The sequence below is a fragment of the Vibrio tasmaniensis genome, assembly GCF_024347635.1.
Classification (GTDB): domain Bacteria; phylum Pseudomonadota; class Gammaproteobacteria; order Enterobacterales; family Vibrionaceae; genus Vibrio; species Vibrio tasmaniensis.
The window spans coordinates 1,003,033-1,028,553 of record NZ_AP025511.1 but is presented as its reverse complement, the minus strand read 5'-3'; the positions used below and the strand labels follow the sequence as shown (position 1 = coordinate 1,028,553).

Here is a 25,521-nt window from a genome sequence, read left to right as displayed (position 1 = left end):
CATTTCGTGGTTAAATTTTGTTCGAGATAAAAGCGTTTTAATCGCGGCGAGGGAGAAGTAGCCTAGTCATTCTAAGCAAATCTCCCTCAACAAAGAGTAAAACGCTTTTAGCCGAACCCTTCGGGCAGCGTTTGCTGGTCATTTCTACTACGTTATCGGCTTCTCATGTAGGCTAGCTACACATCAAAGCCTCTGCCTTGTATAAATACCCAGCAACTCGTTGCAAAAATCAGCTCGAAAGATCAACATGCCCTAGTAGTACACAAGCAACATGGTAGAATGCCGCCATTAATCTTATCCTTGTATAAGATTGTTGAACCTTTCCATCGCTATTTAGCCAAATCATACCGAGAAACTTATGCCATTTTCCAAGCTTGGATTAAGCTCACCTATTGTTAAAGCCGTTGCAAAACAAGGCTATGAAAAGCCAACTTCGATTCAAGAAAAAGCAATTCCGATTGTGCTTTCTGGTAAGAACCTAATTGCTGCTGCACAAACAGGTACAGGTAAAACTGCGAGCTTTGTTCTCCCTATCTTAGAAATGCTAAGTAAAGGTGAAACACAACGTAAAAAACGTATTCGTGCTGTTATTCTGACACCAACTCGTGAGCTTGCGATTCAGGTTGAACAGAACATTACTAAGTACGCAAAATTCCTAAACCTAACATCACTAGCGATGTACGGTGGCGTGTCTTACCAACACCAGAAAGACCGTTTGATTGAAGGTGTTGATATTCTGGTTGCAACTCCAGGTCGCTTGATCGACATGTACGGACAACGTGCCGTTCACTTTGATGAAGTTGAAGTATTGGTTCTTGATGAAGCAGACCGCATGCTAGACATGGGTTTCATCGAAGACATCAACAAGATCATCGCGCGTTTGCCACAAAACATTCAAAACCTGTTGTTCTCAGCAACGCTATCAACGCCAGTTCGAGCGCTAGCGAAAAGCGCAATCAGTGAAGCAGAAGAGATTTCAATTGCCAAAACTGACGCTTCTAAAGCGAACATCGAACAATGGCTAGTTACTGTAGATAAAGACCGCAAATCTGCACTTTTAAGCCACATGATCACTGACGGCGAGTGGGACCAAGCGCTTATCTTTATCGAGACTAAGCACGGCGCGGCTAAGTTGGTTGCTCAACTTGAAAAGCGTGGTATCGAAGCGGAAGCTTTCCACAGTGGACGTAGCCAAGCGATTCGTGAAAAGATTCTGGCTGATTTCAAAAAAGGTCGTCTGAAATATCTAGTTGCAACAGGTGTTGCTGCTCGTGGTATCGATATTGATAACCTAAGCCGCGTAGTGAACTACGACATCCCATTCCCAGCGGACGACTATGTTCACCGTATTGGCCGTACAGGCCGTGCTGATGCATCTGGTGAAGCGATCTCTTTCCTATCGAAAGATAACTTCAAGAACCTGTGTATCATTGAAAAACGTCTTGGTCACTTGATTGAGCGTCGCGTTGTTGAAGGTTTCGAGCCACGCAAAGAAGTACCAATTTCAGTATTGAACTTCGTGCCTAAGAAGAAAAGAGAACAGCAACAAGACTAAGTAATTTCAGCTATAGAAAATGAAAAAGTCGCGTTAGCCAAAATGAAAATAAAACGAAGCCCATGTGGCTTCGTTTTGCTCTTAGAAATACATATAAAGTTGAGGCAATAAGATGATCACTCCTATCGCAACGAGATTAACCCGCGGCCAAGACCTAAAGCTTGAGATCCAAAGGTTAGTGACCACACACAACATCTCGGCAGGTTCTATCGCGTCGTGCGTCGGTTGTGTCTCTCAACTCAATATTCGTTTAGCTAATGCGAACAACACCAAGCTAATCACAGCTCCATTCGAAATCGTATCAGTGATGGCAACGCTAACGCCTAACCACCAGCACGTTCATATATCCGTTGCTGATGAAAATGGCGATGTGATTGGTGGGCACTTACTTGAAGGGACGATTATCGCGACCACGGCTGAATTGATTGTTCACCGCTACGATACCTTGACCTTTAACAGAGAGCATGACGATTCGACGGGTTACACTGAGCTCACGATCAGCAGCAACACGCAATAGAACAACACCACGCAATAGATCGCCCCATAGCAACACTAAGCGCCCCATATAAAGCGATACAACCAAATAGTATTAGGAAACACGATGGCTCCAAACTCCGCAGACTCCGTTATCGTTCTCGATTTCGAAACCACAGGCTTATCACCAAACATGGGTGACCGAGCGATTGAAATCGGTGCGGTTAAACTCGTTAACGGCGAAGTCGTCGACACCTTCCAGCAACTCATGAACCCAGGATTTCGTGTTAGCGGGTTCATTGAAAGCTATACAGGAATCAATAACCGCATGTTAAGCACAGCAGCCAGTTGCAGCGAAGTGATGGATGAGTTTGCAGACTTTATCCAAGGCAGCCAACTTGTTGCTCACAATGCGTCGTTTGATAAACGCTTTCTCGATGCAGAATTAGACTTTATTGGCCGAGACTATACGGGTAAGTTTGCTTGCTCAATGTTGATTGCTCGCCGTCTCATCCAAGATGCGCCGACTCACAAGCTAGGCGACCTTGTGCGCTTTAAGAATATCGACAACGACGGTACTTTCCACAGAGCGTTAGCCGATTCAGAAATGACAGCACGGTTATGGTTATTGATGATTGATGAACTGCAACATGATCACGGTATTCAACAGCCGAGCTTTCAACTGATGCAAAAAATATCCAAGACAGCTAAAGCCTCTATTCCAAAACTGCTAATGAGTAACAGAGGCTAACTCTCTGCGTTCGGCTTTGAGTTTGTCAGAAGGCTAGTAGCAAACAGCCACTAGCCTTAAATAGCTACTCTACTCCTGCAGTGATTCAAACGTTCCTTTAAGGCTTGCTAATTCACTCATGAAATAAGCCCACTGCTTATTAGTACTGCTTTCTACAATATCGACTAGAAAAATGGCTGACGTTTCCATGTTCTTGTTAAGCTCAGACTCAAGTCCTTCAGGGTAATAAGCTTCATTGTTCAGAAGCAAATTCATGATAATTGGCTGAGCGATGCGTAAGTCGCTTTTCTTTTCCATCAGTGTCGATAAATCTTGATAAGTATTATTTTGATATTGACGCCAGCTATCATTGGTATTTACCCACTCTTGGGACCAATCCGAAAGAATCTGTTTTTGCTCTTCCGATACCGCCCCTAACCACCGCTCTAGCCTATCTTCTATTCGACTTCGATATCGCTCTCTCGAGTCTTTATCATTCAATGACAATCTTTCTTGGTAATACTCTTGCTGCTTTTCTCTAAAGTTCTTTAAAAATTCGTTATCTTGTTCAGGATTAAGCTGCATGCTTAACGCGTAAATATCGGGAGAGAACTTATTAACGATTGAGCGAATATGATCTTTAATTTGGTCACTTTGCAGAACTCATATCAGAACGGTCTGTGTTTAAGATCACTTCTAATTGCAATATATACAGAGGTAGTTGAGTTTCTTTATGCCATTGCTGCAATAAGTCGAGTCGCTCTTCGAGCTCCGATTCCTGACCATTGGAGAGAGTTACAAAGTCTTCAATATAGCTAACGGCAAACCAACTAATATTGTTATAAGCGAACTTGGTCCCACAGCCTGAGAATAGAAAACAGCTTAATAAGACTAACCAACGACACTTTCTCATTACACCCTCTCACAACATTTTACTGAACGACGAATCTCTAAACGTTCTTATAACACTAGCTACAAAATCAGGTTCTCGTAAAACTTTCAGATAAATTGGGACTTTGCCTTGCTAAATAGGCTGTTTCGGCAAATGCTTAAAATAAAATTAATTAGCTGTGGTGATGTTATTCATTTCTTATTAATCATTAAAAAAGCAACACAACACATATAAAACGGTATATGTTTTGCATAACTTCAAATGATTAGTATTTGGGAGGCAAGCTATGTCCGCAATTCCTCATCATACAAGCGAGTTAGAATATGAACTTTGCTATTTTGAAGATGGGAAAATAATCACAATTGCGATATTTGCTAATAATCGACAGGAAGCGATGGCTTGGTATCTTAGCGAAGGAAAACATATCAATGATCTTTATTCGATCAGACCGGATGAATAGATCTATGGTTAGTAGCTTGGGTGAATACGCTTAGGTAATAACTAATTAAGTTAAGATAATAACCAATTGTGGAACACCCTTTACTGCATTGCCATTAGAGTGACACTTGCAGTAAAGGGATACATTCTCGAATTATTTCAGAATTCGGGCGCGGAATTGACGACCCTTCATTTTACCTGATTCGATTTTACCTAATGCTTTCTTAGCCATTGATCTTTCTACAGCAACGTAAGCACGCATCGCGAACAAGTTGATCTTACCTACTGATTTACCATCAATGCCACCTTGGCCAGTCAACGCACCTAAAATATCACCTGCGCGAAGTTTCGCTTTCTTACCACCATCAATCTGGATGGTTACCATGTTTGAGTAGTACGGCTTAGCGATTGGTTTAGCTGGCAACTGAGACGGTTCGATTGGCATATCCATGTACTCATCAATTTGAGCAACACGGTGCATCTCTTTTTCGCTAAAGAAACTGATAGCTACGCCTTTGCTTCCTGCTCGACCAGTACGACCGATGCGGTGTACGTGAACCTCAGGATCGCGAGACAACTCAAAGTTGAACACAGCATCTAGGTTATCAACATCAAGACCACGAGCGGCAACATCGGTTGCAACCAAGATAGAGATGGTTTTATTCGAAAACTGAACCAAAGCTTGGTCACGTTCACGCTGTTCCATGTCGCCATGAAGCTCGATAACACTGAAACCACGGTGGCTTAGCTCATCATTTACGTTCTGCACTTCTTTCTTAGTATTACAGAACACAACCGCTGACTCTGGTTGATGATGAAGAAGCATTAGCTCTAGTGCGTCATCACGAGCTTCAGTACCTTCAACCTTATAAAAGTGTTGTTGGATACTTGAGTGATCGTGCGTTGATTCAACCTTCACCATTTCAGGGTTATTCATGATGCGGTCTGCAACAGATTTGATCTGTTTAGGGAAAGTTGCACTGAACAATAACGTTTGACGATCTTTTGGTGCTGCTTCAATAACAGCATCTAGTGCATCTTGGAAACCCATTTCCAGCATGCGATCGGCTTCATCTAACACAAGTGTGTTCAACTCAGACAGGTCAATACGCTCTCTCTCTAGGTGGTCCAGGATACGACCAGGAGTGCCCACAAGAATGTGTGCGCCATGCTCTAATGAACCAATTTGTGGGCCCATTGGCATACCGCCACATAGTGTCAGCACTTTAATATTGTGAATGCCACGAGCAAGAGTACGGATCTCTTTTGCTACTTGGTCTGCAAGCTCACGAGTCGGACATAACACTAAAGATTGAACACGAAAACGCTTAACGCGTAGGTTTTGCAGCACGCCTAAACCAAAGGCTGCTGTTTTACCTGAACCCGTTTTACCCTGACCGATAACATCCTTGCCATCCAGAATAATAGGAAGACTTAACGCTTGAATAGGCGTCATTTCAGTATAACCAAGAGAATCTAACGTATTTAGAAGCTCTGGCTTAAGGGCGATTGAAGAGAATTTTGAAGTGCTCAATGGAAATATCCAACTGGTGAAAAACAGAGTGCATTATGAGTGTTTTTGAAAATTATTCCACCTTAATCACAGTTTTGGAGCAACATGTTAGGCGAATACAAAAAAACCAGCTGGGGTGCTGGTTTTTTACGTTGAAACATCTAAGTCTGTGGATAAATGCCAGACCCCAAAGGTCTCTATGGCACACCGTGGCCTTTAGATTCAACCCATACGCGGTACCACTGCTCACGAGTCAGTTCGATTTTCAGTGCATCAACGGCAGTCTTGACACGTTCAATCTTTCCTGAGCCAATAATCGCAATTGGGTTAGACGGTAAACGACGAACCCAAGCGTAAATTACTTGGTCAATGCTGTCTGCACCCACTTCTTGGCGAATTGCTTCTAGCTCATCACGAACGCGAATCGCTTGCGCTGAATCGCCACTGAAGATGCTACCACCACCAAGACAAGACCACGCCATTGGACGAATACGGTTCATCTGCAGTTGATCTAAGGTACCATCATGGGCAACTTCGAAGTTCAGCGGATTGATTTCAACTTGGTTAGTCACCAGTGGCTTACCGAGTCGAGATTGCAGTAAGTCGAACTGACGTGGTGAAAAGTTAGAGACACCGAAGTGCTTAACTTTGCCGACTTTATGCAGTTCAGCGAACGCTTCTGCTACTTCATCTGCATCCATCAGTACATCTGGACGGTGAATCAGTAATACATCCAGTTCGGTTACACCCAAGCGCTCTAGAGAATTATTTACTGATTGGTAAATATGGTGCGCGCTGGTGTCATAGTGATTGATCTTGCGATCAGGAGTGTGGTCACCACACAAGTTGATGTCGCACTTGGTGACGATTTGGATATCATCACGAAGGCTTGGCTCAAGCGCTAATGCTTCACCAAACAACTTTTCACATTGGTAGTTACCGTAAATATCCGCGTGATCAACAGTTGTGATGCCAAGATCAATGTGCTGCTTAAGGAAAGTCAGGCGTTGTTTCGGGGTCATACCCCATTCTGCTGTACGCCAGTATCCTTGCACCAACTCAGAAAGTTCTGGGCCTTGTGGCGCTGTCGTTACTCTTGCAACCATGGGTTGTCTCCTTTATCAATACTGAACGTATCCTAAGCTCGTTTTACCGAAGGCTCAACGTATAACAAATGGCAAAGGTAAACGCTTACTAAAAATGTGAGAGCCACAGAAAAACGAACACTTAAATAAATAATAGCTTGCTGTCTGCCCATGAGTCGCTCTCCCAAAAGGCTTGTTGACTCTAATGAATTACGAAACTATCTATAAATTTGAGCAATTAAAGACGGTTTAGTTCAACCGTTAAGTTGTCGCCATCACTACGTAACTGAACCCAAGGAGAAGACGAACTAGCAGACGATGAGTTAGGAACGTTCCATAAACTCACTTGATCGGATGAATGGTGTGGCGCATTGATAAATTCTATGAGCTGCTTATCTACCTCATCAAAACCAACGCCCTCACGGTTCGCTTGCTCAAGTTGAGCGACCACATCGAACTCATCCTCTCCAATACGAATGGAGCTGAGCGCAAAGCCATCTTGGCGAAGGTACGCCTGAAGCTTTGTGTAACTTAGGTTCGAATATGGCAGGTTCAAGCGAACCACTTCAATGCTTGAGTCACCCAGCTCCAGTTCAACATAAACATCCAAATCGTAATATTGAGAGAGGTCACTGCACAATAGAGTGCCTTCGATTTCGCCACAATCCATGAGATCGATATCGTTAATATAGTCTTGGGAACTCGGTTGAGTTGGGCTGCTATTAAATACCGTTCGCAACCACCAGCTTTCACTCGCTTGCGCAGAAAATGAAAAGGTACTCAGAGCCAATAACAAAGGTAGGATTAAGCCAGGAAGAGTTCTCATTAATTGTGCTTATTTCACGCGGTATGGAGCGTGTATTATACGTGACCAATCAACAAACAACCGCTCAAGCCACAAATTTTAGGCGAAAAAAAACGGGCATACATGCCCGTTAGATAAATTCTATCGCCAAATAACGTAATCCGTCACGTTGAGAACCATTACAGAACTAACAATACCGTTCCGACGATCCACATACAGCATAGCGCACCAATTATTTATAACCACCTTCTATTGCAGGCTCTTCAAGCGACAATCTAACTTTGTTACGTTGAATAGCTTCCGGTGGCAAGCTGATAAAACCGTATTGGTTCAACACGGCTTGATGCTCTTCAGACAGAGTAAGCCCCACAAAGAACTTCTCTTGTTCTGTAAAGCCTTTGCGATGTGCTGGAATATTCAGGTACATATAGTAAACCGTTGCCAATGGGTAACGACCAGAGAGAATCGTTTCTTTGTTTAGGTCGTAATTCACACCTAGGTTGTCGACCACACTTAACCATTTCACATCCGAGATTTGGTCGGAGTAAACCGTGTAACCAATGGCGGCATCTTCGTCTTCTATCTTGTTAATCAGATCCGGCAGATCCGCTAAGAATTGAGTATTCGCATATTCCCCGTCAGCTCCACATTCGACCCAACTTGAAAACGTGGTATGGCCTTGCAGATTGTGGTCGATAGCGAAAGGCAACATGTGTGTGTCTAGGCTTTCTCCGTCACGAGTGTCACTGCTTGGTGTCCATTTAGGATGTTTAGGATCGCTAGAACAACCAAACACATCGATAAGTTCAGCAACGCTGATGGATGTGGCTGGGTTATTCTCGTTCGCTAGAATCGCAATCACGTCAGCGGTAAACATTAGCTCAGTCGGTCTGTAGCCGTAGCGCATGTCGAACCTAGCCATCTCTTTGTCAGTCCACTTTTTAGAAGTAATACCAACACGTGAACGTTGCATGATCATCTGCTCTGGGACACTGTCACTCAACAAGATTTCTAAGTCAATCTCTTGGCTCTTAAGCAAGTCTTCAACAAGGCCCTGCATATTCGGCTCAATTGCGACCAAACCAATATCACTGGCGTCATTCGCCAACGTTGATACAGAAAAAAACGCAGGTACAGCAGCAAGCAGTAAGCTCGATTTATTAGATAGACGTTTCATTACTGGCCTCCTACTGAATCAATCGATGTCTTAGATTCAACATCACTATTGCTGTCGAGTTGCATCTCTGAGGTAAAGATATTCCAAGATGGATTCACTTCCATGCTCTCTGTTTTTAACACTGCAATGGTTCTACGCTTACGCTTGTGAAGGTGCTGAGTTAAGCTGGTTATCTGAGTAAATTCTTGTTCGAAGATTCGCGCCCCATCGATGCCTCTGTCAATCAGAGCGTCTCGAATCACGCCAGTCCTTTTCTTGGCCAGTGCTTTGTTATAAACGTTGGTACCTTCTGAACTCGTATCACCCACTAAAGTCACTGATGCATCTGGCTGTTCACCAAGCAAACGCACTAATTCGTTGAGAACGGCTGTGTGCTCTGGTTTAAGCACATATTTATCGAAATCAAATGCCACGCTTAAGACTTCAACGTCTTCGACAATTTTCCAGTTTGCACAGCCTTTAATGTCTACCGTCACACCTTCTGGCGTATCAGCACAAAGGTCTCGTTGGTTAATCACACCGTCACGGTCATCATCCGCGAGATCATCAATTTGATGGCGAGTCATTGTCGTGTCGGGCGTTTCTGCACACCCCATCAGCAAGATTGAACTAAGTAGCGCTAGTTTAAAATGTCTCATTACTTGTTCTCCCCTTGCCATTCTTCTGGGTGTTCAACCCTTAATGCGTAGGTCAACATGCCCATCGCGTTCAATACGCGGTATGCCGCTAACGTTTGATCGTATTCAGTGCTGATGAAGTTTCTTCGAGCCAAGAACACTTCCACTTTTGCATCGAGCACATCCAGCAAGCTTCGTCTGCCAACATTAAATTGTTGAATATAGCCAAGCTCTGCAATTTTTGCTGCATCCACGTTCTGCTGAAGAAGAGACTTTTGTTGTTCAAGCATCTTATAGGCGTTCCAAGCTAGCTGGGTTCCCTCTTTAACCTCACGCTCCGTTCTTAATCTGATTGCTCTTGCTTCTTCAACTCGCCACGCAGATGATTCCACGCGAGAGTCGGTAGAGAAGCCATTAAACAAGTCGTAATCCATCGTTAACATGATACGCGCATCTTCATCAACACCACCCGGTGGGTTAGATACGTTGTCATTTTTGTTGGCATGAAGCTCGAGTTTAAGCTCTGGGTAGTAGTCTCCCTTCTCGCGGCGCATCTCTTTACGAGCGGCATCAATATCAAGCAAAGAGGCTTGGATTTCAGGGTGATTCTCGACAGCCTGTTCAAGCGCGACCTGTGCTGAGCTTGGTAACAGAGCATAATCAAAACGGGGATAAACCAAGTTCACAGCTGGCTTGCCGACTAAGCGAAGGTACTGAGTTTGTAAATCAAACAGGTTGTTTTGAGCTGCGATCAGTGAAGATTGCGCCGTCGCAACACGCGCAGAGATCTGAGCCAGATCCGAATTGCTACTCAAACCTTTGCTCTTTTTATCTTGGATATCTTGATAGATCTCTTGGTGCTCTTTTACGTTACGCTTAGACAGTTCAAGTAACGTCTCTGCCTTGAGAATATCGAGATAGTTTCTCACCACATCTAACGAGACATTTTCAGCGCGCGAAATCAGAGTTAGACGCTCAGCTTCCGCTTCGAAGGTTAATCGGTCGACATTCGACGTCGTTTTAAAGCCATCGAAAAGTAACTGGGAAACTTTAACGCCAATTTCGGTTCGCGTTAGCCCACGGTCGTCAGTATCGAGTTTGCTTCCGCTGTTATAGCGCGTCTCTTCATAGCCTGCCGCCGCGTACAAATTGACTTGTGGCATATACAAACCACTTGCAGCATCTCCGTCTCTGACAACCGATTGGTATCGGGAGTATTGCGCCAATATCTCTGGGCTATAGTCGATGGCAAAGGCCACGGACTCTTCTAATGAGGCTGCTTGAGACAGCCCGCTCATGAGTAAGCAAGAAGAGAGTAAGAATTTTGAATGCATTACACTTCCTTTTATATTTATGCTTTAACCCACTTCATCGTTCGCGAAGTGAGTTTTCCTTAGCTCGTAAAATAGGTTTTAACCAATAACTCAATACTGTTTTTTCTCCGGTCAAGATATCAACCGCGACTTGCATCCCTGGGATAATGCTAAAGGCAGAGTTTTGTTGCTGGTCTTCGTTTAACTGAATATGGGCGCGATAATAGGCATTACCGTCTTCCGTTTGTAAGGCATCGGCACTCACATAAGTGACTTTGCCTTTTAGGCCACCATAGATAACAAAGTCATACGCCGTGAATTTAACGGTTGCGCCTAATCCATTGTGAACAAACGCGATATCTTGTGGAGAGATCCTCGCTTCGACAATCAAATCACTGTTTGATGGAATGATCTCAATAATCGGCTCGCCGGGACGAACAACACCGCCAATAGTACGAACGAATATCTCTTTCACCGTTCCGTCAACTGGCGCTAAGATTTGAGTTCGTTTCAGTTGGTCGGCAATTGCCTGTTGGCTTTCGTTCAATTGCGCGATTTTGCTGGCCACTTCATTCAATTGACCTTGTACCTTGGCACGAAAATCGAGTGCAATACTGCGGTGATCGGCTATCGATTCTGAGTAAGCAGCAATCTGTTTCTGAGCCGCCACTTTTGAGCTGGCAATATCGCCTTTCAGCTTGACCACATCACGGTTCAGTTTCAGCAGCTCAACTTCTGCAACCGCACCGCTAGCAACCACATCTTTCAACATGTTGCGCTCTCGAATAACGATATCGAGGCTGCTTTCTAAAGTCTGAATATTATTGAGCGTATCGACACGCGCTTGGTCTTGTTGTTCAATGCGAAGTGCCGCTTCTTCCAGTTCCGATTTCAACTGACCTAAACGTTCTCGATAGTTGGCTTTGGCGTTCATTAATGCCGGATGGCTCGATACATCGATGACAATATCTTGTGGCACCAAGACCACTCGTTCAAACCACTCTTTTGCATCATTATTTAAAACGACTGTCGACAGCTCCGCTTTCAATCTTAATTGCTGAGCCAGCAAGGTATCCGCTTGTTGAGCCGACTCTAAAAAAGCCGCTTTAAAACGAGTATCTTCTAACTTAGCTAAAGGCTGTCCTTTCACCACAGATTGACCTTGTCGCACCATGATCTCTTGAACCAAGCCGCCCTCTAAACTCTGAATGGTTTGTACAGAAAGGCTAGGAACGACTTTGCCCTCGCCGATAACCACTTCTTCCAATGTTGCCCACGTCGCCCAACCGATAATCGAGACAATGAGTAGAGCGCTTAGCCAAATCAGCTTACGAGAACGGAATGCCAAGTGGTTGTTGGTCCATTGAATATCATTACTCATGACGGCCTCCCTTCACCACTGAAACCGTCTTAATTCGACTCGCCCCTTTGGGTACACTTTTCTTCTGTAGAGAGAGGATATCTTTTGGCTCACCCTCAGCTACGATTTGACCTTTATCCAACACAACCACTCGGTCACACATCATCAAGAATGAAGATTTGTGTGAGCTGATCAGCATTGAAGTTTCTCTTGGCATACTTTGAAGTGCATTGAAGAACTGTATCTCAGCTTGATTATCAAGTGCGCTAGTAGGCTCATCCATGATCAGTAATTTTGGACAGCGATAAAGCGCCCTTGCGATTGCCACAGCTTGTCGTTGGCCTCCTGAAAGCAATCGACCACCCTCGCCGACTGGCGTTTCTAAGCCGTTACTCAAGCGCCCCATATAACCGCTCAGCCCTGACTGTTGCAGCGCTTGTCTTAGCTTTTCTTCATCAACGTTAGTCGCACCTAAGGTGACGTTGTCGTAAACACTGCCAAAGATAAGATTAGTGGTTTGTCCGACCCAACCCATTCCGCTACGCAAAACACTGGTTGGCCATAATTGCCCATCGATCTCTTGGTAAAAAGCTTGCCCTGTTGTGGGCAAATACTGACGAGCCACAATCGATAAAAGTGTGGTTTTTCCGGCACCTGCCGCACCGACAAGACCAACTCGCTCGCCCGGCTTAATATCAAGAGAAATATCTTTCAACGCTGGGCTTTGAGTATCAGGATAGGTAAACGTGACCTCGTCTAATCTGACTCCACCAGCAAAATCACCCTTGTCGATCACTTGGTGCTTAGATTCTTCTTGTGGTAAGTCCATGATCTGGTTGAGGCCTTCAACGGCTGAGCGTGTTTGTTGGAACCTCAACATTAAAAGAGAAAGTTGATTCACTGAGCTCGCAGCACGCCCACTCAACATCACCACCGCTATCAAGCCACCCATGCTCAGCAAGCCTTCAGAGATCTGATACACACCGAATATGATCAGAGTGATGGTGACGATCTGCTGACTCGACTGAATGGAATGAGTCACGATATTAGAGTAATGACGAGATTGAGTCTGCCATTGAGAGAGCGATGAAATCGTCTGTTCCCAACGTTTCTGGGTAATACCCTCAGCATTGTTTTGCTTGATATCCGGAAGGATTGTTAAGCAGTCAAACAGCTGTGCTTGTCTTTGGGTCGACAAACGTGCGGTTTCATCGAATGTTTTCTCGACTTTACCTTTCATCGCAATGCTCAGCACAATCAAGACCAACATGATCGCGACAGGGATAAACATCATCGCGCCACCGAGCCAGCCGATAAGGAATAGGAATAACAAGGTGAACGGCAGGTCGACTAAAGTAACCAAAGAAATAGAAGTGAAAAAATCTTTAACGCTATCGAAATCTTGAAGCTGTCTGGCAAATGCTCCTACTGATTGAGGTCGATTTTCCAACTTCATACCAAGGACTTTAGAGAACAGCTGAGATGACAACTTGTTATCAATATAGCGCCCAGCCATGTCAGTCACTGAGCTTCGTGAGCTTCTCAACACCCAATCAAATACAACGACAATACCTACACCTGCCGCCAACACCCACAGCGTATTAAACGCTTGGTTCGGAACCACACGGTCGTACACATTCATGGTAAAAAGTGGAACCACCAACGCCAGTACGTTGATCAAGAACGAAGCGATAAACAGGTCTCTGTACCAGGGTTTTACTTCTTTGACGACACGCCACAACCAACGGGGGTTGGACTTATTCTCGCTGCGTTCATGGGATTGAACGCGAGCATCATCAAGCGCTTGAGCACCCACTTGCCAAACATACGATTCGACTTGAGCAACCAATTCTTTTAATGACGTTTGTTGGTTTGAGTTGGTTTCGCAATCCAATACTTGAAAATCGTCACCGGAACCTTGAATTACAACAAGGGGACTCCCTGTCGCGGAATTAACCGCAACAACAGGGAACTGACATTGAGTCAGTAATTCTTTTTTTACGTGGCTCAGAGTTAAGCCCGATTTCTCAATGGCTCTTGGGAAAAGGGATTCATTGAGCCTTCCTTTATCTAAAGGTAGGCCAGACACTATTTTAGAAGGATGGTTTCGAACATTAAAATGCTCACATAGCCACTCAACACAACCTAGCCAGCTGTCTTTTTGTTCTACCAATCTAAACTTCCTTTTATAGACCGTACATCTAACTTACAGCGTTAAGTTTTTGTCATCTATCATTTGTTGTAAAATTTGAGCTTCTAGTGCAATGCCACTATCACCTTGAGTCAGGTCATTATAAGTAACATCAGTTAACAAGATATTTTGCCTAACATCATCGTCTCCGTTAGGCTTAATGGAAATCTTCACGCCCTTACCAGATTCTTCTAAATCTAGGTACTGTGTGGCCCCCAAGCCCGTCGTAATTCCCAAATTTCCAAGAATCCCAGAGAGGTCAATGGCGTCGGTATTTGGCGACGCATCGAAGTCTTGAATCACATCTAAACTTGGCGCCTCTGTACTGCCTAAGCCTGAAGATTCAAATACAAATTTATCTGAGCCTGCGCCACCAATCAGTAGGTCGTTTTCATCTGTCGCTGTGATTGTAGAATCACCATTAGCGACAAATTCAACCGATAGTGTTTGAGGTAACCCTACTGCCTGGTTGTTGCCTATCTCTGCAGACGGCTCAATCGTTAGATCAAATTGATCTCCACTGTTGTAGCCCCCTGTTATCGCTAGGTTAGGTACATCCGCTAAATCCACCACGTATTGACCATCAACCATACTTCCGTGTGAAAACGTCAAACCTGCAGGGATATCATATATGGTAATAAAGCCTACTTCTGAATCAGCAGGATTTACAAGAGAAAGGTCTAAACCAAGAGGAACCGAGCCACTTGCTTCAGCCACAATTGAAGAGTATTCAACGCTTAGTAAAGGCGCATCAGGTTCTGGTGTAATGATAAGCGTCATGTCTTGCGAGCTTGGGTCACCAATATCTGTAACTAGATTGCCCAACACCGTATTCTTGTCGACAGTTTGACCTGTAATCGTGATATCAAGATTGCCAAATGCATCGCCCGCAAAGAACTCCAACTTATTGACAGAGCTTGCCTTAACAAGAATAGTCGCCTGCACAATATCACCGACACGAACAAAAGAACTGGTTTCTGAGCCAATTCGAATTCGATCTAATCCGACTAACCCTGACGGATCCGAAGTTGCATTAACCGTTACGGTAATTGATAAGAATTCATCGCTGTTGGTTTCAAAACTATTGGCATCAAGTGGGATAGTAATGCCATCATCTTCACTTCCAGTGAGCTGTTCTGGTAAATCGAAGAACTCAACTTTATCACCAATAGGATTCACACCCACGGTAAATTCAGATGCAGTATAACGAATATCAGTCGTGCCAATTTCTTGAGTAATGGCTTCTAGAGACAGATTAATATCACCACTGAAATCTCGTGGAGGTAGAATAACGAGGTTGGCAAGCTGACTAGGATCGAGCTGCCACTCATAGGTAGGGTTTCCATCGAAGGTTCCGCCATCGGTGCCGTTGTTGGGAACTAATTCGTAACTATCTCCCACCTTGATTGCTATAACAGCCCCTTCAGGAACACCTTTCAGAGACAGCGACATGTTTTCAGAACCATCTTGGTCAATCAGCTCTGCGCTAAGTGATGACAATGAAATGTAGTTATCTTCGTCGCCAAGAACATCCTGAGTCACCAAATTCGCAGCATCTGCTACTGGTTCAACGGTGATAGTCACCACGGTCGTTTTATCTTGAGTATTCGTTTCTGTAACACAATCCGCTTTATCGGTGATGTTAGCTTTTACCGTTAAAGTAAGCTCGCCGCTGTAATGCAGAGGCGGCGTCACCAACACATCACTCAAACGGCTAGGGTCATTGACAGTCCATGTCCCATCGCCATTATCAACAAGTAACCCGGTGTCAGTAGGAGTTTCAGATAAGGTTGCGCCATTAGAAATGCTTACCGTTAGAGAATTAACGGACTCTTTGCCAGTAGCGCTATTTCCCTGACCTGTGATTAATTGTCCATCTTCAACGCTGTCGCCAAGAACAAGCTCAAGATTAAGGTCTGTCGCGATGTCTTCTTGAATGGTTGTGGAGTCTGTCGACACTGTAATGTCGTCCACAACGGGTAGAACTTGAATACTGATGGTTTGGTCTGTGGTTACTGTGTCACCATTACATGGAGAGGTTTCAATAGTCTTAATTGTAAAGTTGATACAACCAGAAAAATCTTCATCTAACCCTGTTAACGTTAGCTTGGATAAACCGTCCGCGGTAACGGAGTAACCAACAACTTCACCAGATGCATCGTATTCGGCAATCACGCCCGCCCCTGAAATCTCAACGCCCTCAGGCAACGAGTCAGCAGGAAGGTAGAAGGATATCTCGTTATCGGAATCACTCGCGACATTGGTATTTAGGACTCCAGTCAGGTCAATATCTTCACCTTCTGGGGTCTTGATCTCACCATCTGGTTGAATCGGTTTTGGGGGACCTACAGGATCGCAACTGCCTCCACCACTATCATGCCCCGTAATTTGCAGCGGGAAAGTCGCATTAATGTATCTCGCATCTTCCCCATCAATCACACGAGCTCGGACAACAATATCCAGTACCGGGGTATCACTTGGACTGGAAATGGTCGCATTATTCAAAATATAAGCGGCAAGCTCTTGGAAAGAGTCACTGGTTAGCCCGGCAGCAGATATAATCCAATTCCCAGAGCTATCTTGCGCGGCACCATTGGGGTGCTCAACAATCAACGAATAGCCGTCAGGGATCTCAATCAAAATGTAATCTAAGTATTCTGAACCATCGATATCCACATCGACGAATGTCACTGCGCTAGATATATCAACGGGGGTGCCATCCGTACTCTGCAACAGCTCTGCCGAACCTTCCAATCGAGTGTCTAGCTCTACACGCGCATCAACTGTGACGCTAATATTCCCAGAAATATCTTTTAGAACAGTCGCTCCTGTGGGCGATGTATCAGTCACTTCATAAGTGATCGGAATTGAGAACGTACCACTCAAATCTTCTGTTGCTGTTACAGATAATCTTCCACTGTTTAAAAGCTCCGATAATGTTGGCGTTGTGCTGTCCAATAGGCTCTCTAAATCTAACCCTGAAGCAGATACTTCAATAACACTTCCATCAAAGTAAAGAGTCAGAACAGCCGGAAGGCTGTCAATCACATACCCAGTTAAAGACTCACTGCCGTCAATATCTTGATTCACAGAGGGCTCAAGATTCAAACCAATTTGGCTGTCTTCAATACCTTGAGTACTGATGACCTGATCATTTTTCTGATCAACAACAGGAGCTAACTCAACTTTTAATGTCATTGGGAACTCATCAGTATCGCCATCTGGTTCAGTCGAAATTGCGATGACCGTTAACTCAAATCCCCCGCTAAAGTCGCCAACAGGCTTCAAATACAATTCTGCAAGCTGAGTATTAGAAACTTGCAGAACAGGACCTGTAACGTCATCGATATATGCGATCGTCAATGATACGGGCTGCCCTGTTGAATCAACGAGTAATGTACCTGTAGGGATGTTAGTCAACAGAATGTTGATTTCTTCAGACAAATCATCATCCGTGGTTTGAACCACAAAATCGAGTTGTATTAACCCATCCTCATTTAAAACCGATTGGTTGCTAATAATTTTACTGTCGCTGTCGTATTGCCAATGACCATTGCCACCATCTACAGCAGTGGGCTCATCGACGACCCCTTTAAGGAAAATATTGATGGTTTTGGTGTCGCTCGAAGCTTGTCCATTAATAGGAACGAGTGAATCCACCGTCGACTCAGTAGCTACCGCTGTGACTTTTATATATAAATCTTCAGTAAAAGAACTGATGTCTTCTTTAGGTTGAATATAAGCTTTACCACTAGCAATTGCCGCAGCAGTGACTGAGTAAGAGTTATTTCCTATTTTTGCGGTACCTTCCCCTTCGATAGACCAACCATCTTGAACCTCGATAATGTAGCTTAACGATTCAGAGCCATCAGTATCCGTAAGCACACCATCAATCACCTCATTCAATACGATTTTTTCATCTTCTAATCCCTTGTAATCTTTAACGGAAACATGGGGAGCATCAGCATCAGGTGAAATTTTAACCGTTACTGTATGAACGGTTTCGGCCGTTTTATCGGCGGGGTCAGCGAAGGTGTTTCCCGCTTCGGTTGCAATCGCAGTAATCTCAAACTCGAATCGACCCGCAAGGTTTTCATCTGCTCTGATTTCCATCTTATCAATTTGGCTTTGTGTGTATTCTTTGCCCTCTTTAACGGCATTGCCATTCAAAGTGATATTTAACCCATCAGGGATGCCACTAATTTTATAACTCAGGGTTTCAGAGGGTGTCGGCGAATCTTGATCAAACAACTGTGCAGTGATGTTTAATTTAATAGCAGTGCTATCGTCTTCGACTGAGCGATAGCTAAATACCGAATCTGACCAATCTGGTACATCAGCCACGGGTAATACTGAAACGGCAACGCTTGCGGTCAACTGCTTTGGAAGCGTATCTGTACTAATGACTGCATTAACGGCTAAGGTGACTGTTGAAGTGGTATTCGATTCGTTTAGTGCTGGACGATAAGTAAGTTGGCCATTTGGCCCAGTAAATTGGCCATCTATTGCGACAAGCTTATCGCCCGACAATGTCACTTTACCATCGACCACCTTAAGCAACTCGCCATCTAGATAGAGGCTTCCGCCGTTAAGCGAAGCTTCAGAAAACTCAATCGCAGTAACGGTTTCATTTTGGTCCACGTCTCCAGTGGCTACGCTCACCACGATAATTGCGTCGTTATCTTCCGTCGTTTCAGAATCTTCATAACGAATAAAGCCTTCGTTATCATCTAGGATAAGTGTCGCAGTACTAGTGACTTCATCACCGTCTGTATCTCGGACCAGGTACTTAATTTCATCCACTAGCCTAGGATCATCTGGATCGGTCGTTACATTAGGGTTAGTCGTTAACTGATATGTTCCATCAGATGAAAGAGTAAACTTGCCGTATATAGAAGAAGGCTGCCCAGTTACGGAGTCATTAATTAGATCAATCTCGATTAACGTGATTACATCGGTAAAAGTGTAGGTAGTACCACGATAGTCAAAACTCACAATGACAGCGCCATCGGCACCTGCGAACTCTTCTGTCAGGAACTGTCCATTTAGGTTATCACCCTCAACCATTTCAATTGATCCTGAACGCGCAACCGGAATGGCATCTTTCACATTCACTACATAAATAGTAGGGTCAGAACTGTCTCCGTCAGCATCGTTAACCGTCAATTCAAAATCAAGAGCCAGATTATTTTCGCCATTGTCTCCGTATGCGTGATCAAGCGGAGCATATAAGTCAAACTCTGTCTTCCCGTCAGTATTAAAACGGATCCGAAATACATTCTTGTCATCAGAATCTTGCCCGTAATACCAACCGTTAGAATCAACAGGTTGAAGGGAGATTACTTTTCCACCACTTTTATACAAAAGAGCATCAAAAGCAGCCGTATTTACCGTTACAGAAGCGACATCGTCAGAACCCTCAATAATACCTAAAGAAGGAGTCGAATCTTCAACACCAATTTGTTCGCTATCCCCCAATAAACCATCTTCATCGACAGAAATTTTTCCAATAACAGAAATCTTAGGGTTAGTACCATCGTAAATTTTAATATTCGATTCTTGTGTATCTCGTGACCCATCGGAGTCTATCGTCACGATTGAAGCCGGTATTGTAAGCTCGGTGTCCTTCGCCCCAACCCCATGATCAATAGACTGATATAGCTCTATAACAATGGTTACGCTTGTTGAACCTTTAGCTTCAAGACTAAAATCTTCTGGTAACCTTATTTTGAAAACCGCATCTCCGTTAGCAAGAACAGCGTCGAATGTACCGTTGCCGTTATCACGCCAAGTCAACGCTTCACCATTGCGGGTAACAGCAACACTATCGCTGTCTAGTACAGCTTGCCCCGTCTTCACATCTAAACCTAAGAAAACCAGAGGATCATTACCTGCCGTAACAGCCAAACTCACATTTGCGGTTGATCCAATTCCCGGCGGGGTACTATCAGCAATAGGAATTTCACTCAATTCAACTGTCCCAGAACCAATCGTGGGGTTCCCGCCATCAGTAATCGAGACGTTCAAAGTTAATTGCGTTTCGTCGTTATCATCATCTCTTGCAGTGACGACGAAAGGGATTTGATCCGTTGTGGAGCTTTGATCCAGCCCTTTATTAAGAGTGAAGGTATACGTCACATCAGAATCGACTTGGCTATCTATTGGAGGAAAACTAAGCGTAAAAGCAATGTTTTCAGCACTAACGGAACCAATGTAACCCGTAAGTAAATTACCATTTGGAGAAAGGGTATAAACTATCTGTTCACCACCGCTGAACAACAATGGCTGATCTGCCAAGTTGAAAAAGAGAGCGCCCTCGTAATCACTACCTAAGTTGAGACTAAAGACACCGGTACTAGATATAGTGCCGCTAACAAGGTCTGATTCATTTATCGAAACATTGCTAACACTAACCAACTCAGGGTCAGTTCCATCTTTCACAATCCATTCAAATCGACCTTCACCTAACGGCGTGCCATCAAGATCATTACCTTCAATGATCATTGGTAATGTAAAAGAGTCCTTCACTAGTTCGTGATTAAGTGGCTTGTTCAACACAAGCGTGACATTAGCCAACACATCATCACCACTTGAAGAGCCTGCTAACGTCAACGTAAAGATCGTTTCACCACCGACCTGCGCGGTAATCACTTTGCCATCGGCCGATAGTGTGTAGGAAAGCGGTATCAAAACCTCACTCGTGGTTATGTTCAACGCATCAAGTTGATTCAAAGTATCGAGATTAAACACCAACGAGTCTGGATCTGGATTATCAGAACTGCCTAAAACGGTGAATTGACCGACAACAGTTTGAACACCATCAGAGACATCCGTTTCGATGGTTGTTGCGCTACCACCTACAATTTGGCCAGCAGCACCATCGGTAATATTGATAACAGCCGTACCGTTACCAAAATCATTACTGGCGTCCCCCGCCACGTAATTAAATGTAATATTTTGGCTGATGGTATGATCAAGATTTCGATTCGCGCTAAAGTTCCAATGGCCATTTGCAAAAACAGTCAATAGACCTTCGCTAGTCGTAAATGAAACCGGAGAACTGCCAGAAATTGTCTTTGTCGTTCCATCCACTTCGACACTTTTTATGGTCAGTTGTGTATCTAGGTCGATGTCGTTATTCAGTACATTTCCAGAAGTGAACGCTCCCTCTATCACATCATAGGATTCATCGAAAATTAACGGCTCTGAATCCTTAATCACGATAGGCAAATGACCAATAACCAACTCAGTAGTTTTGTCTGCGTCAGTTTGGAGACCTTCAATAATCAACGCTGTCTGAATTGAATCCAACCCAGCATCTTGATCGACTACCGTGTGAAATTTGATATTTACGTTACTACCAGAAATAGCCGCATCGAATACAAGCTGACCATCACTTCGTATTCCGGTCAGGCTTTGTTTGTCATCTGAGACTGTGACGGTTATCGAAAAACCTTGAGATGTTAGCAACTCGGCTAGATTTTGATCTTCACTAAACGAGAGTTTTGCAAAATCAATACGAATATCCGAAGTTTGGGTTTCGTCGCCAAAAATTCCAATCACATTTTCCCGGAACACAACAGACTCAGGAAGGATAATACTCGGCATGTCATCAACCGCTTCATTACCTATCGTATTGAAAATTTTCGCATCAACTGTCCATTCAGAAGATAAATTAAGGGAAGAGACATCAATATTTTCTACAAGCCAATTGCCTGACGCATCAACAACGCCCTCAAACACAAGTGTCTCAGAGCCATCATTGACTTCAATATAAACAGGAAGCCCCTCGGCAACATTGGTCGTACCTTGCATCGTCGTAAGTTGACCGCCACGAAATGCCAAAATGCTAAAGCCATCAAGTGTATCAATATCGATAATTGGGGAGACAGTATCAATGGTCACTTCTCCCGAACTGTTGGTCGCCTTAGCCGGGTTTCCTGCAACATCGAGCGTTTCAGCGGTAACCTTGATATCACCATCAGCAAAACTTGTTAGATCTACACCTTCCACCGCCCAAGCACCATTTACAACCGTGGCTGTTAGTACAATCACATTAGTCGTGCTATCTGAGATTCGGATATTGACCGTTTGGCCTTCTTCTACATTTTGTACCGTACCAAAGAATTTAGCCGATTGAATTTCGAAGCTATTGAGAACACCGTCTCCGCCATCATCTACCGCTGCGGTGATGCTCGCTAACGTATCTTTGATAATAGTGTCGGTCGCTGATATGGGGTTTCCCGCTATGTCTACGGTGCTAGCAACAACGGTCAATTCGCCTTCTGCGAAACTTGAGTAATCTTGAAGAGTCAGAGTCCAAGTTCCACCGGATACTGCTGCTGTGTATTCTTGTGTCGCACCTTGGCTATCGGTAACAGAAATACTGATGGTTTGCCCATCTTCTACATTGGCAATCGTACCAACTAGCATCCCATTCGATATTTCAAATTGATTGTAAAACTCATCACCAAAGCCATCGAAATCGACATCTATATTGGCGAGCGTATCTTTGATTGTGGCATCATTCGCTGTGATGCTATTACCAAAATCATCGTTAATGACTGCGTCGACCTTAAGATCGCCTTCAGCTAATGAGGAAAGGTCAACACCATTTACAACATAAGCTTCATTATTGGTAATTGCCGTTGTGGTAACCGTGTTTCCATTAACATCAGTGATTGTGATCAAGACGGTGCGTCCATCTCGAACGTCGACAGCGGTACCATTAATCGTAACCGAAGGTACTTCAAACTGGTTTTCGTAACCGTCCCCGCCATCTAAAATATCGACTGTTAATAATGCGCTAGGTAAAAGTATGTCTAGATTACCATCGCTTGATGCTCGAACTTCCTCGACATAATCTGTAGGCCGCGTATCAAAACCAGCATCTGCAAGCGTTTCTTCTAAAGTAGAACGGACATAAGCAATAAAAGAAGCACTGGAACTGGGCTGGTCGCCCACAGAGCTTGGCTGATCAGGTGCGCTTGCAATGTTATTGACCAGTTCGGTGACCACCTTTTCCAACTGTCGTTCAACAACGGCTATTTGTGGTTCAGTGAGAGGCAGAGCCTCTTCTAGATTCTGAGGTTCAATCGTGACGACTTGTACACCTTCAACTTTTATCTGTGCTGACGGTAATTGAAGCCAAGTACCATCAGGGAATACCTGCCAGACAACACCACCGACTTCGATATATAAAATAGGATCCATCCTAAACCTCTTCCGTAAAAAGACTCTGATTTGGCGAAGACTTCCGCTTTATATCAGCAGAACAAATAAGCAACTAGCCCCTTATCAATACTAGCAAAAAACAAATCATTAACAGTTAATTTGATACCATTGATACGCTGTAAAGTAAACTGATATGCTGTGACTTGCATTCCGTTATGATTACCGCCTAAAAATACACCCCGCGAATGTGTCATAATGTTGAAATTAGTGAATAATTTACAAGGAACGTCCATGACTGCCACGAACTATCTCAACCAATTAAATCAAAAGTATCTTGCGACTCATAAAGCGAAAGAAGACTTCTTTTGGGATACTTATATGGGGATCAGTGACGACCATGATAGCTCGACACTCGCGCAGACCCAATGGACTGAATTTCTTAGCTCTGCCGAGCAAATTGCTGCTATCGAAACGCAACTAGCTACTATCGAAGAAATTCAAGCCCCTCAAGAAAAAGAGAGCACGCTGACCGGGCTAAATGGTTGGTTAGCGACCTTTAGATCTCACGCTATTGAGTCTGAGCAGTCACAGAAGCTTAAAGCCGAACTCATAAAGTTTGAGGCTGAACTGTTTGAGAAAAAACAGAATCATGTAATGACTTACGTGAATGAAGCGGGCGACGACACAGAAGGGTCGTTACCGGTTCTAGGTTCAGCAATAAGAACCAATAGTAATGAAAAAGTTAGGCTTTCAGCTCACCAAACACTACTAGGTTTAGAGCAGTGGCTGCTGGCTAACGGCTTCATTGAACTCATCAAAAAACGCAACCAGTTTGCTCAATCGCTGGGTTTCAAAACCTTTTTTGATTATTCCGTCGTTAAAACCGAGCAGATGACAACTGAGCAACTGTTTGTAATTCTGGACGACTTCGAAGCACGTACACGTGATAGCCATCAGCAAAGCCTAGTCAATTTGGCAGAGCAGAAAGGCGAGAATGCACTTCAAGCCCATAACTTTACCTACTCTTTTGCAGGTGACGTTATGAATGATCTCGACCCTTATGTACCCTTTTCAAAATCACTGAGACGCTGGGTTGAATCTTTTGGTCGCCTAAACATCGAATACTCTCAAGCGACATTAAAATTAGATCTGCTTGATCGCAAAGGTAAGTACCCTAATGGCTTCTGCCATGGGCCTATCCCATCTTTCTACGATCAAAACACTTGGGTAGCAGCTCAAGTTAACTTCACGAGCAACGCCAAGCCCGACCAAATCGGCAGCGGATACGATGGTATCAACACGCTGTTTCACGAGGGCGGCCACGCTGCGCATTTCGCTAATGTTAAAATGAACGCGCCTTGTTTCTCTCAAGAATTTGCACCAACATCAATGGCATATGCCGAAACTCAATCCATGTTCTGTGACAGCTTGTTGAATGACGCCGATTGGCTAAAACAATATGCCCTGGATTCAGATGGCCAAGCAGTACCTGACGAGTTAATCAAAGCCATCATAGATAACAAACAACCCTTCAGAGCTTATCAAGAACGCAGCATTTTAGTGGTTCCGTATTTCGAGCGAGCACTTTACGAATTGGCGGATGAGGATCTGATACCTGAAAAGATCACTGCTCTTGCTCGTAGCAAAGAGAAAACGATTCTGGGATTGGCTTGTAGCCCTCGCCCATTGATGGCGATTCCACATCTACTGTCGGATGAAGCCTCATGCGCTTACCAGGGCTACCTATTGGCACACATGGCGGTGTATCAAACTCGTGCATATTTCACCGATAAGTTTGGCTACCTAACGGATAACCCAGAGATCGGCCCTTTGTTAGCTAAGCACTATTGGCACCAAGGAAATAGCGTCAACCATAATGGGACAATCGAAAGCCTGACTGGGGAAGGTTTTAATGCCAAGTACCTCGCTGACGAGTGCAACTTATCGCCAGAGCAAGCTTGGACGATTGAAGAGCAAAAAATCAAACAACTGTCGACAAGAGAACGAGCACCAGTCGCTGGCTTGAATGCGAAGATATCGATCGTTGATGGAACAACCGAGTTGGCGAATAATGATAAGTCAAACCATCAGATGTGTGATGAATTTGAAAACTTTATCGTTGGGCAATACGGCCGATAGCGGGTGCTGAGCATCTGTAACCAAGGTTGAACCAAAAAACTCAAATGAAAAAAGGACG

14 protein-coding genes and 1 pseudogene are annotated in these 25,521 nt (G+C 44.1%); 5 read left to right on the top strand and 10 right to left on the bottom strand.

The annotated features are described in order from the left end of the window. The first annotated feature begins 358 nt into the window (after positions 1–358). The 3 genes from OCV44_RS18830 to OCV44_RS18820 all read left to right on the top strand — a co-directional run bounded on the left by OCV44_RS18830 (position 359) and on the right by OCV44_RS18820 (position 2,780). Complete coding sequence (locus tag OCV44_RS18830; RefSeq protein WP_017109066.1) at positions 359–1,555, top strand: DEAD/DEAH box helicase; 1,197 nt, start codon at positions 359–361, stop codon at positions 1,553–1,555. Between the two features lie 112 nt (positions 1,556–1,667). Beyond that, positions 1,668–2,072 (top strand): PPC domain-containing DNA-binding protein, encoded by a 405-nt coding sequence (locus OCV44_RS18825; protein ID WP_139685355.1) that lies wholly within the window; start codon positions 1,668–1,670, stop codon positions 2,070–2,072. A gap of 84 nt (positions 2,073–2,156) precedes the next feature. Continuing rightward, complete coding sequence (locus OCV44_RS18820) at positions 2,157–2,780, top strand: 3'-5' exonuclease (RefSeq protein ID WP_139685354.1); 624 nt, start codon at positions 2,157–2,159, stop codon at positions 2,778–2,780. Between the two features lie 69 nt (positions 2,781–2,849). Here the strand turns inward: OCV44_RS18820 and OCV44_RS18815 are convergent. Next, positions 2,850–3,672: pseudogene (locus tag OCV44_RS18815) on the bottom strand (DUF6279 family lipoprotein). Between the two features lie 265 nt (positions 3,673–3,937). Between OCV44_RS18815 and OCV44_RS18810 the strand changes: the two are divergent. Further along, entirely contained in the window at positions 3,938–4,111 is a 174-nt protein-coding gene (locus tag OCV44_RS18810; protein WP_139685353.1) for an RNA helicase, read from the top strand. Positions 4,112–4,243: 132 nt separating this feature from the next. Here the strand turns inward: OCV44_RS18810 and dbpA are convergent, their stop codons facing one another. The 9 genes from dbpA to OCV44_RS18765 all read right to left on the bottom strand — a co-directional run bounded on the left by dbpA (position 4,244) and on the right by OCV44_RS18765 (position 23,363). Next, a complete protein-coding gene (gene dbpA / locus OCV44_RS18805) occupies positions 4,244–5,623 on the bottom strand; it encodes an ATP-dependent RNA helicase DbpA (protein WP_017074818.1) in 1,380 nt (459 codons plus the stop codon). A 176-nt stretch (positions 5,624–5,799) separates the two neighbouring features. Then, positions 5,800–6,708 carry an aldo/keto reductase gene (locus tag OCV44_RS18800; protein WP_139685352.1) on the bottom strand — a complete coding sequence of 303 codons (909 nt, stop codon included), beginning with the start codon at positions 6,706–6,708 and terminating at the stop codon, positions 5,800–5,802. 217 nt (positions 6,709–6,925) lie between these two features. Beyond that, a complete protein-coding gene (locus tag OCV44_RS18795) occupies positions 6,926–7,513 on the bottom strand; it encodes a hypothetical protein (RefSeq protein WP_139685351.1) in 588 nt (195 codons plus the stop codon). 211 nt (positions 7,514–7,724) lie between these two features. Next, positions 7,725–8,669: a PstS family phosphate ABC transporter substrate-binding protein gene (locus OCV44_RS18790; protein ID WP_139685350.1), complete on the bottom strand. Its 945-nt coding sequence runs from the start codon at positions 8,667–8,669 to the stop codon at positions 7,725–7,727. After that, on the bottom strand, positions 8,669–9,307 hold the full coding sequence (locus OCV44_RS18785; protein ID WP_139685349.1) for an OmpA family protein: 639 nt from the start codon (positions 9,305–9,307) through the stop codon (positions 8,669–8,671). The genes OCV44_RS18790 and OCV44_RS18785 overlap by 1 nt, the downstream gene beginning before the upstream one ends. Next, on the bottom strand, positions 9,307–10,620 hold the full coding sequence (locus OCV44_RS18780; RefSeq protein WP_065678872.1) for a TolC family outer membrane protein: 1,314 nt from the start codon (positions 10,618–10,620) through the stop codon (positions 9,307–9,309). The genes OCV44_RS18785 and OCV44_RS18780 overlap by 1 nt, the downstream gene beginning before the upstream one ends. A gap of 34 nt (positions 10,621–10,654) precedes the next feature. After that, entirely contained in the window at positions 10,655–11,980 is a 1,326-nt protein-coding gene (locus tag OCV44_RS18775) for an HlyD family type I secretion periplasmic adaptor subunit (RefSeq protein ID WP_139685348.1), read from the bottom strand. Next, positions 11,973–14,132, bottom strand: coding sequence for a type I secretion system permease/ATPase (locus tag OCV44_RS18770; protein WP_139685347.1), 2,160 nt, complete (start codon positions 14,130–14,132; stop codon positions 11,973–11,975). The genes OCV44_RS18775 and OCV44_RS18770 overlap by 8 nt, the downstream gene beginning before the upstream one ends. A gap of 33 nt (positions 14,133–14,165) precedes the next feature. Then, positions 14,166–23,363, bottom strand: a complete 9,198-nt coding sequence (locus tag OCV44_RS18765) for a T1SS-143 repeat domain-containing protein (RefSeq protein WP_139685346.1) — start codon at positions 23,361–23,363, stop codon at positions 14,166–14,168. A 252-nt stretch (positions 23,364–23,615) separates the two neighbouring features. On the opposite strand from OCV44_RS18765, the gene OCV44_RS18760 reads away from it, so the two are divergent. Further along, positions 23,616–25,463, top strand: a complete 1,848-nt coding sequence (locus OCV44_RS18760) for a M3 family metallopeptidase (protein WP_139685345.1) — start codon at positions 23,616–23,618, stop codon at positions 25,461–25,463. Positions 25,464–25,521 lie beyond the last annotated feature (58 nt).

Coding starts and splice junctions, on each gene's coding strand:
- OCV44_RS18765 (WP_139685346.1), bottom strand. CDS start 23,363: ATGGATCCTATTTTATATATCGAAGTCGGTGGTGTTGTCTGGCAGGTA.
- OCV44_RS18800 (WP_139685352.1), bottom strand. CDS start 6,708: ATGGTTGCAAGAGTAACGACAGCGCCACAAGGCCCAGAACTTTCTGAG.
- OCV44_RS18810 (WP_139685353.1), top strand. CDS start 3,938: ATGTCCGCAATTCCTCATCATACAAGCGAGTTAGAATATGAACTTTGC.
- OCV44_RS18785 (WP_139685349.1), bottom strand. CDS start 9,307: ATGAGACATTTTAAACTAGCGCTACTTAGTTCAATCTTGCTGATGGGG.
- OCV44_RS18775 (WP_139685348.1), bottom strand. CDS start 11,980: ATGAGTAATGATATTCAATGGACCAACAACCACTTGGCATTCCGTTCT.
- OCV44_RS18820 (WP_139685354.1), top strand. CDS start 2,157: ATGGCTCCAAACTCCGCAGACTCCGTTATCGTTCTCGATTTCGAAACC.
- OCV44_RS18795 (WP_139685351.1), bottom strand. CDS start 7,513: ATGAGAACTCTTCCTGGCTTAATCCTACCTTTGTTATTGGCTCTGAGT.
- OCV44_RS18760 (WP_139685345.1), top strand. CDS start 23,616: ATGACTGCCACGAACTATCTCAACCAATTAAATCAAAAGTATCTTGCG.
- OCV44_RS18830 (WP_017109066.1), top strand. CDS start 359: ATGCCATTTTCCAAGCTTGGATTAAGCTCACCTATTGTTAAAGCCGTT.
- OCV44_RS18790 (WP_139685350.1), bottom strand. CDS start 8,669: ATGAAACGTCTATCTAATAAATCGAGCTTACTGCTTGCTGCTGTACCT.
- OCV44_RS18825 (WP_139685355.1), top strand. CDS start 1,668: ATGATCACTCCTATCGCAACGAGATTAACCCGCGGCCAAGACCTAAAG.
- OCV44_RS18780 (WP_065678872.1), bottom strand. CDS start 10,620: ATGCATTCAAAATTCTTACTCTCTTCTTGCTTACTCATGAGCGGGCTG.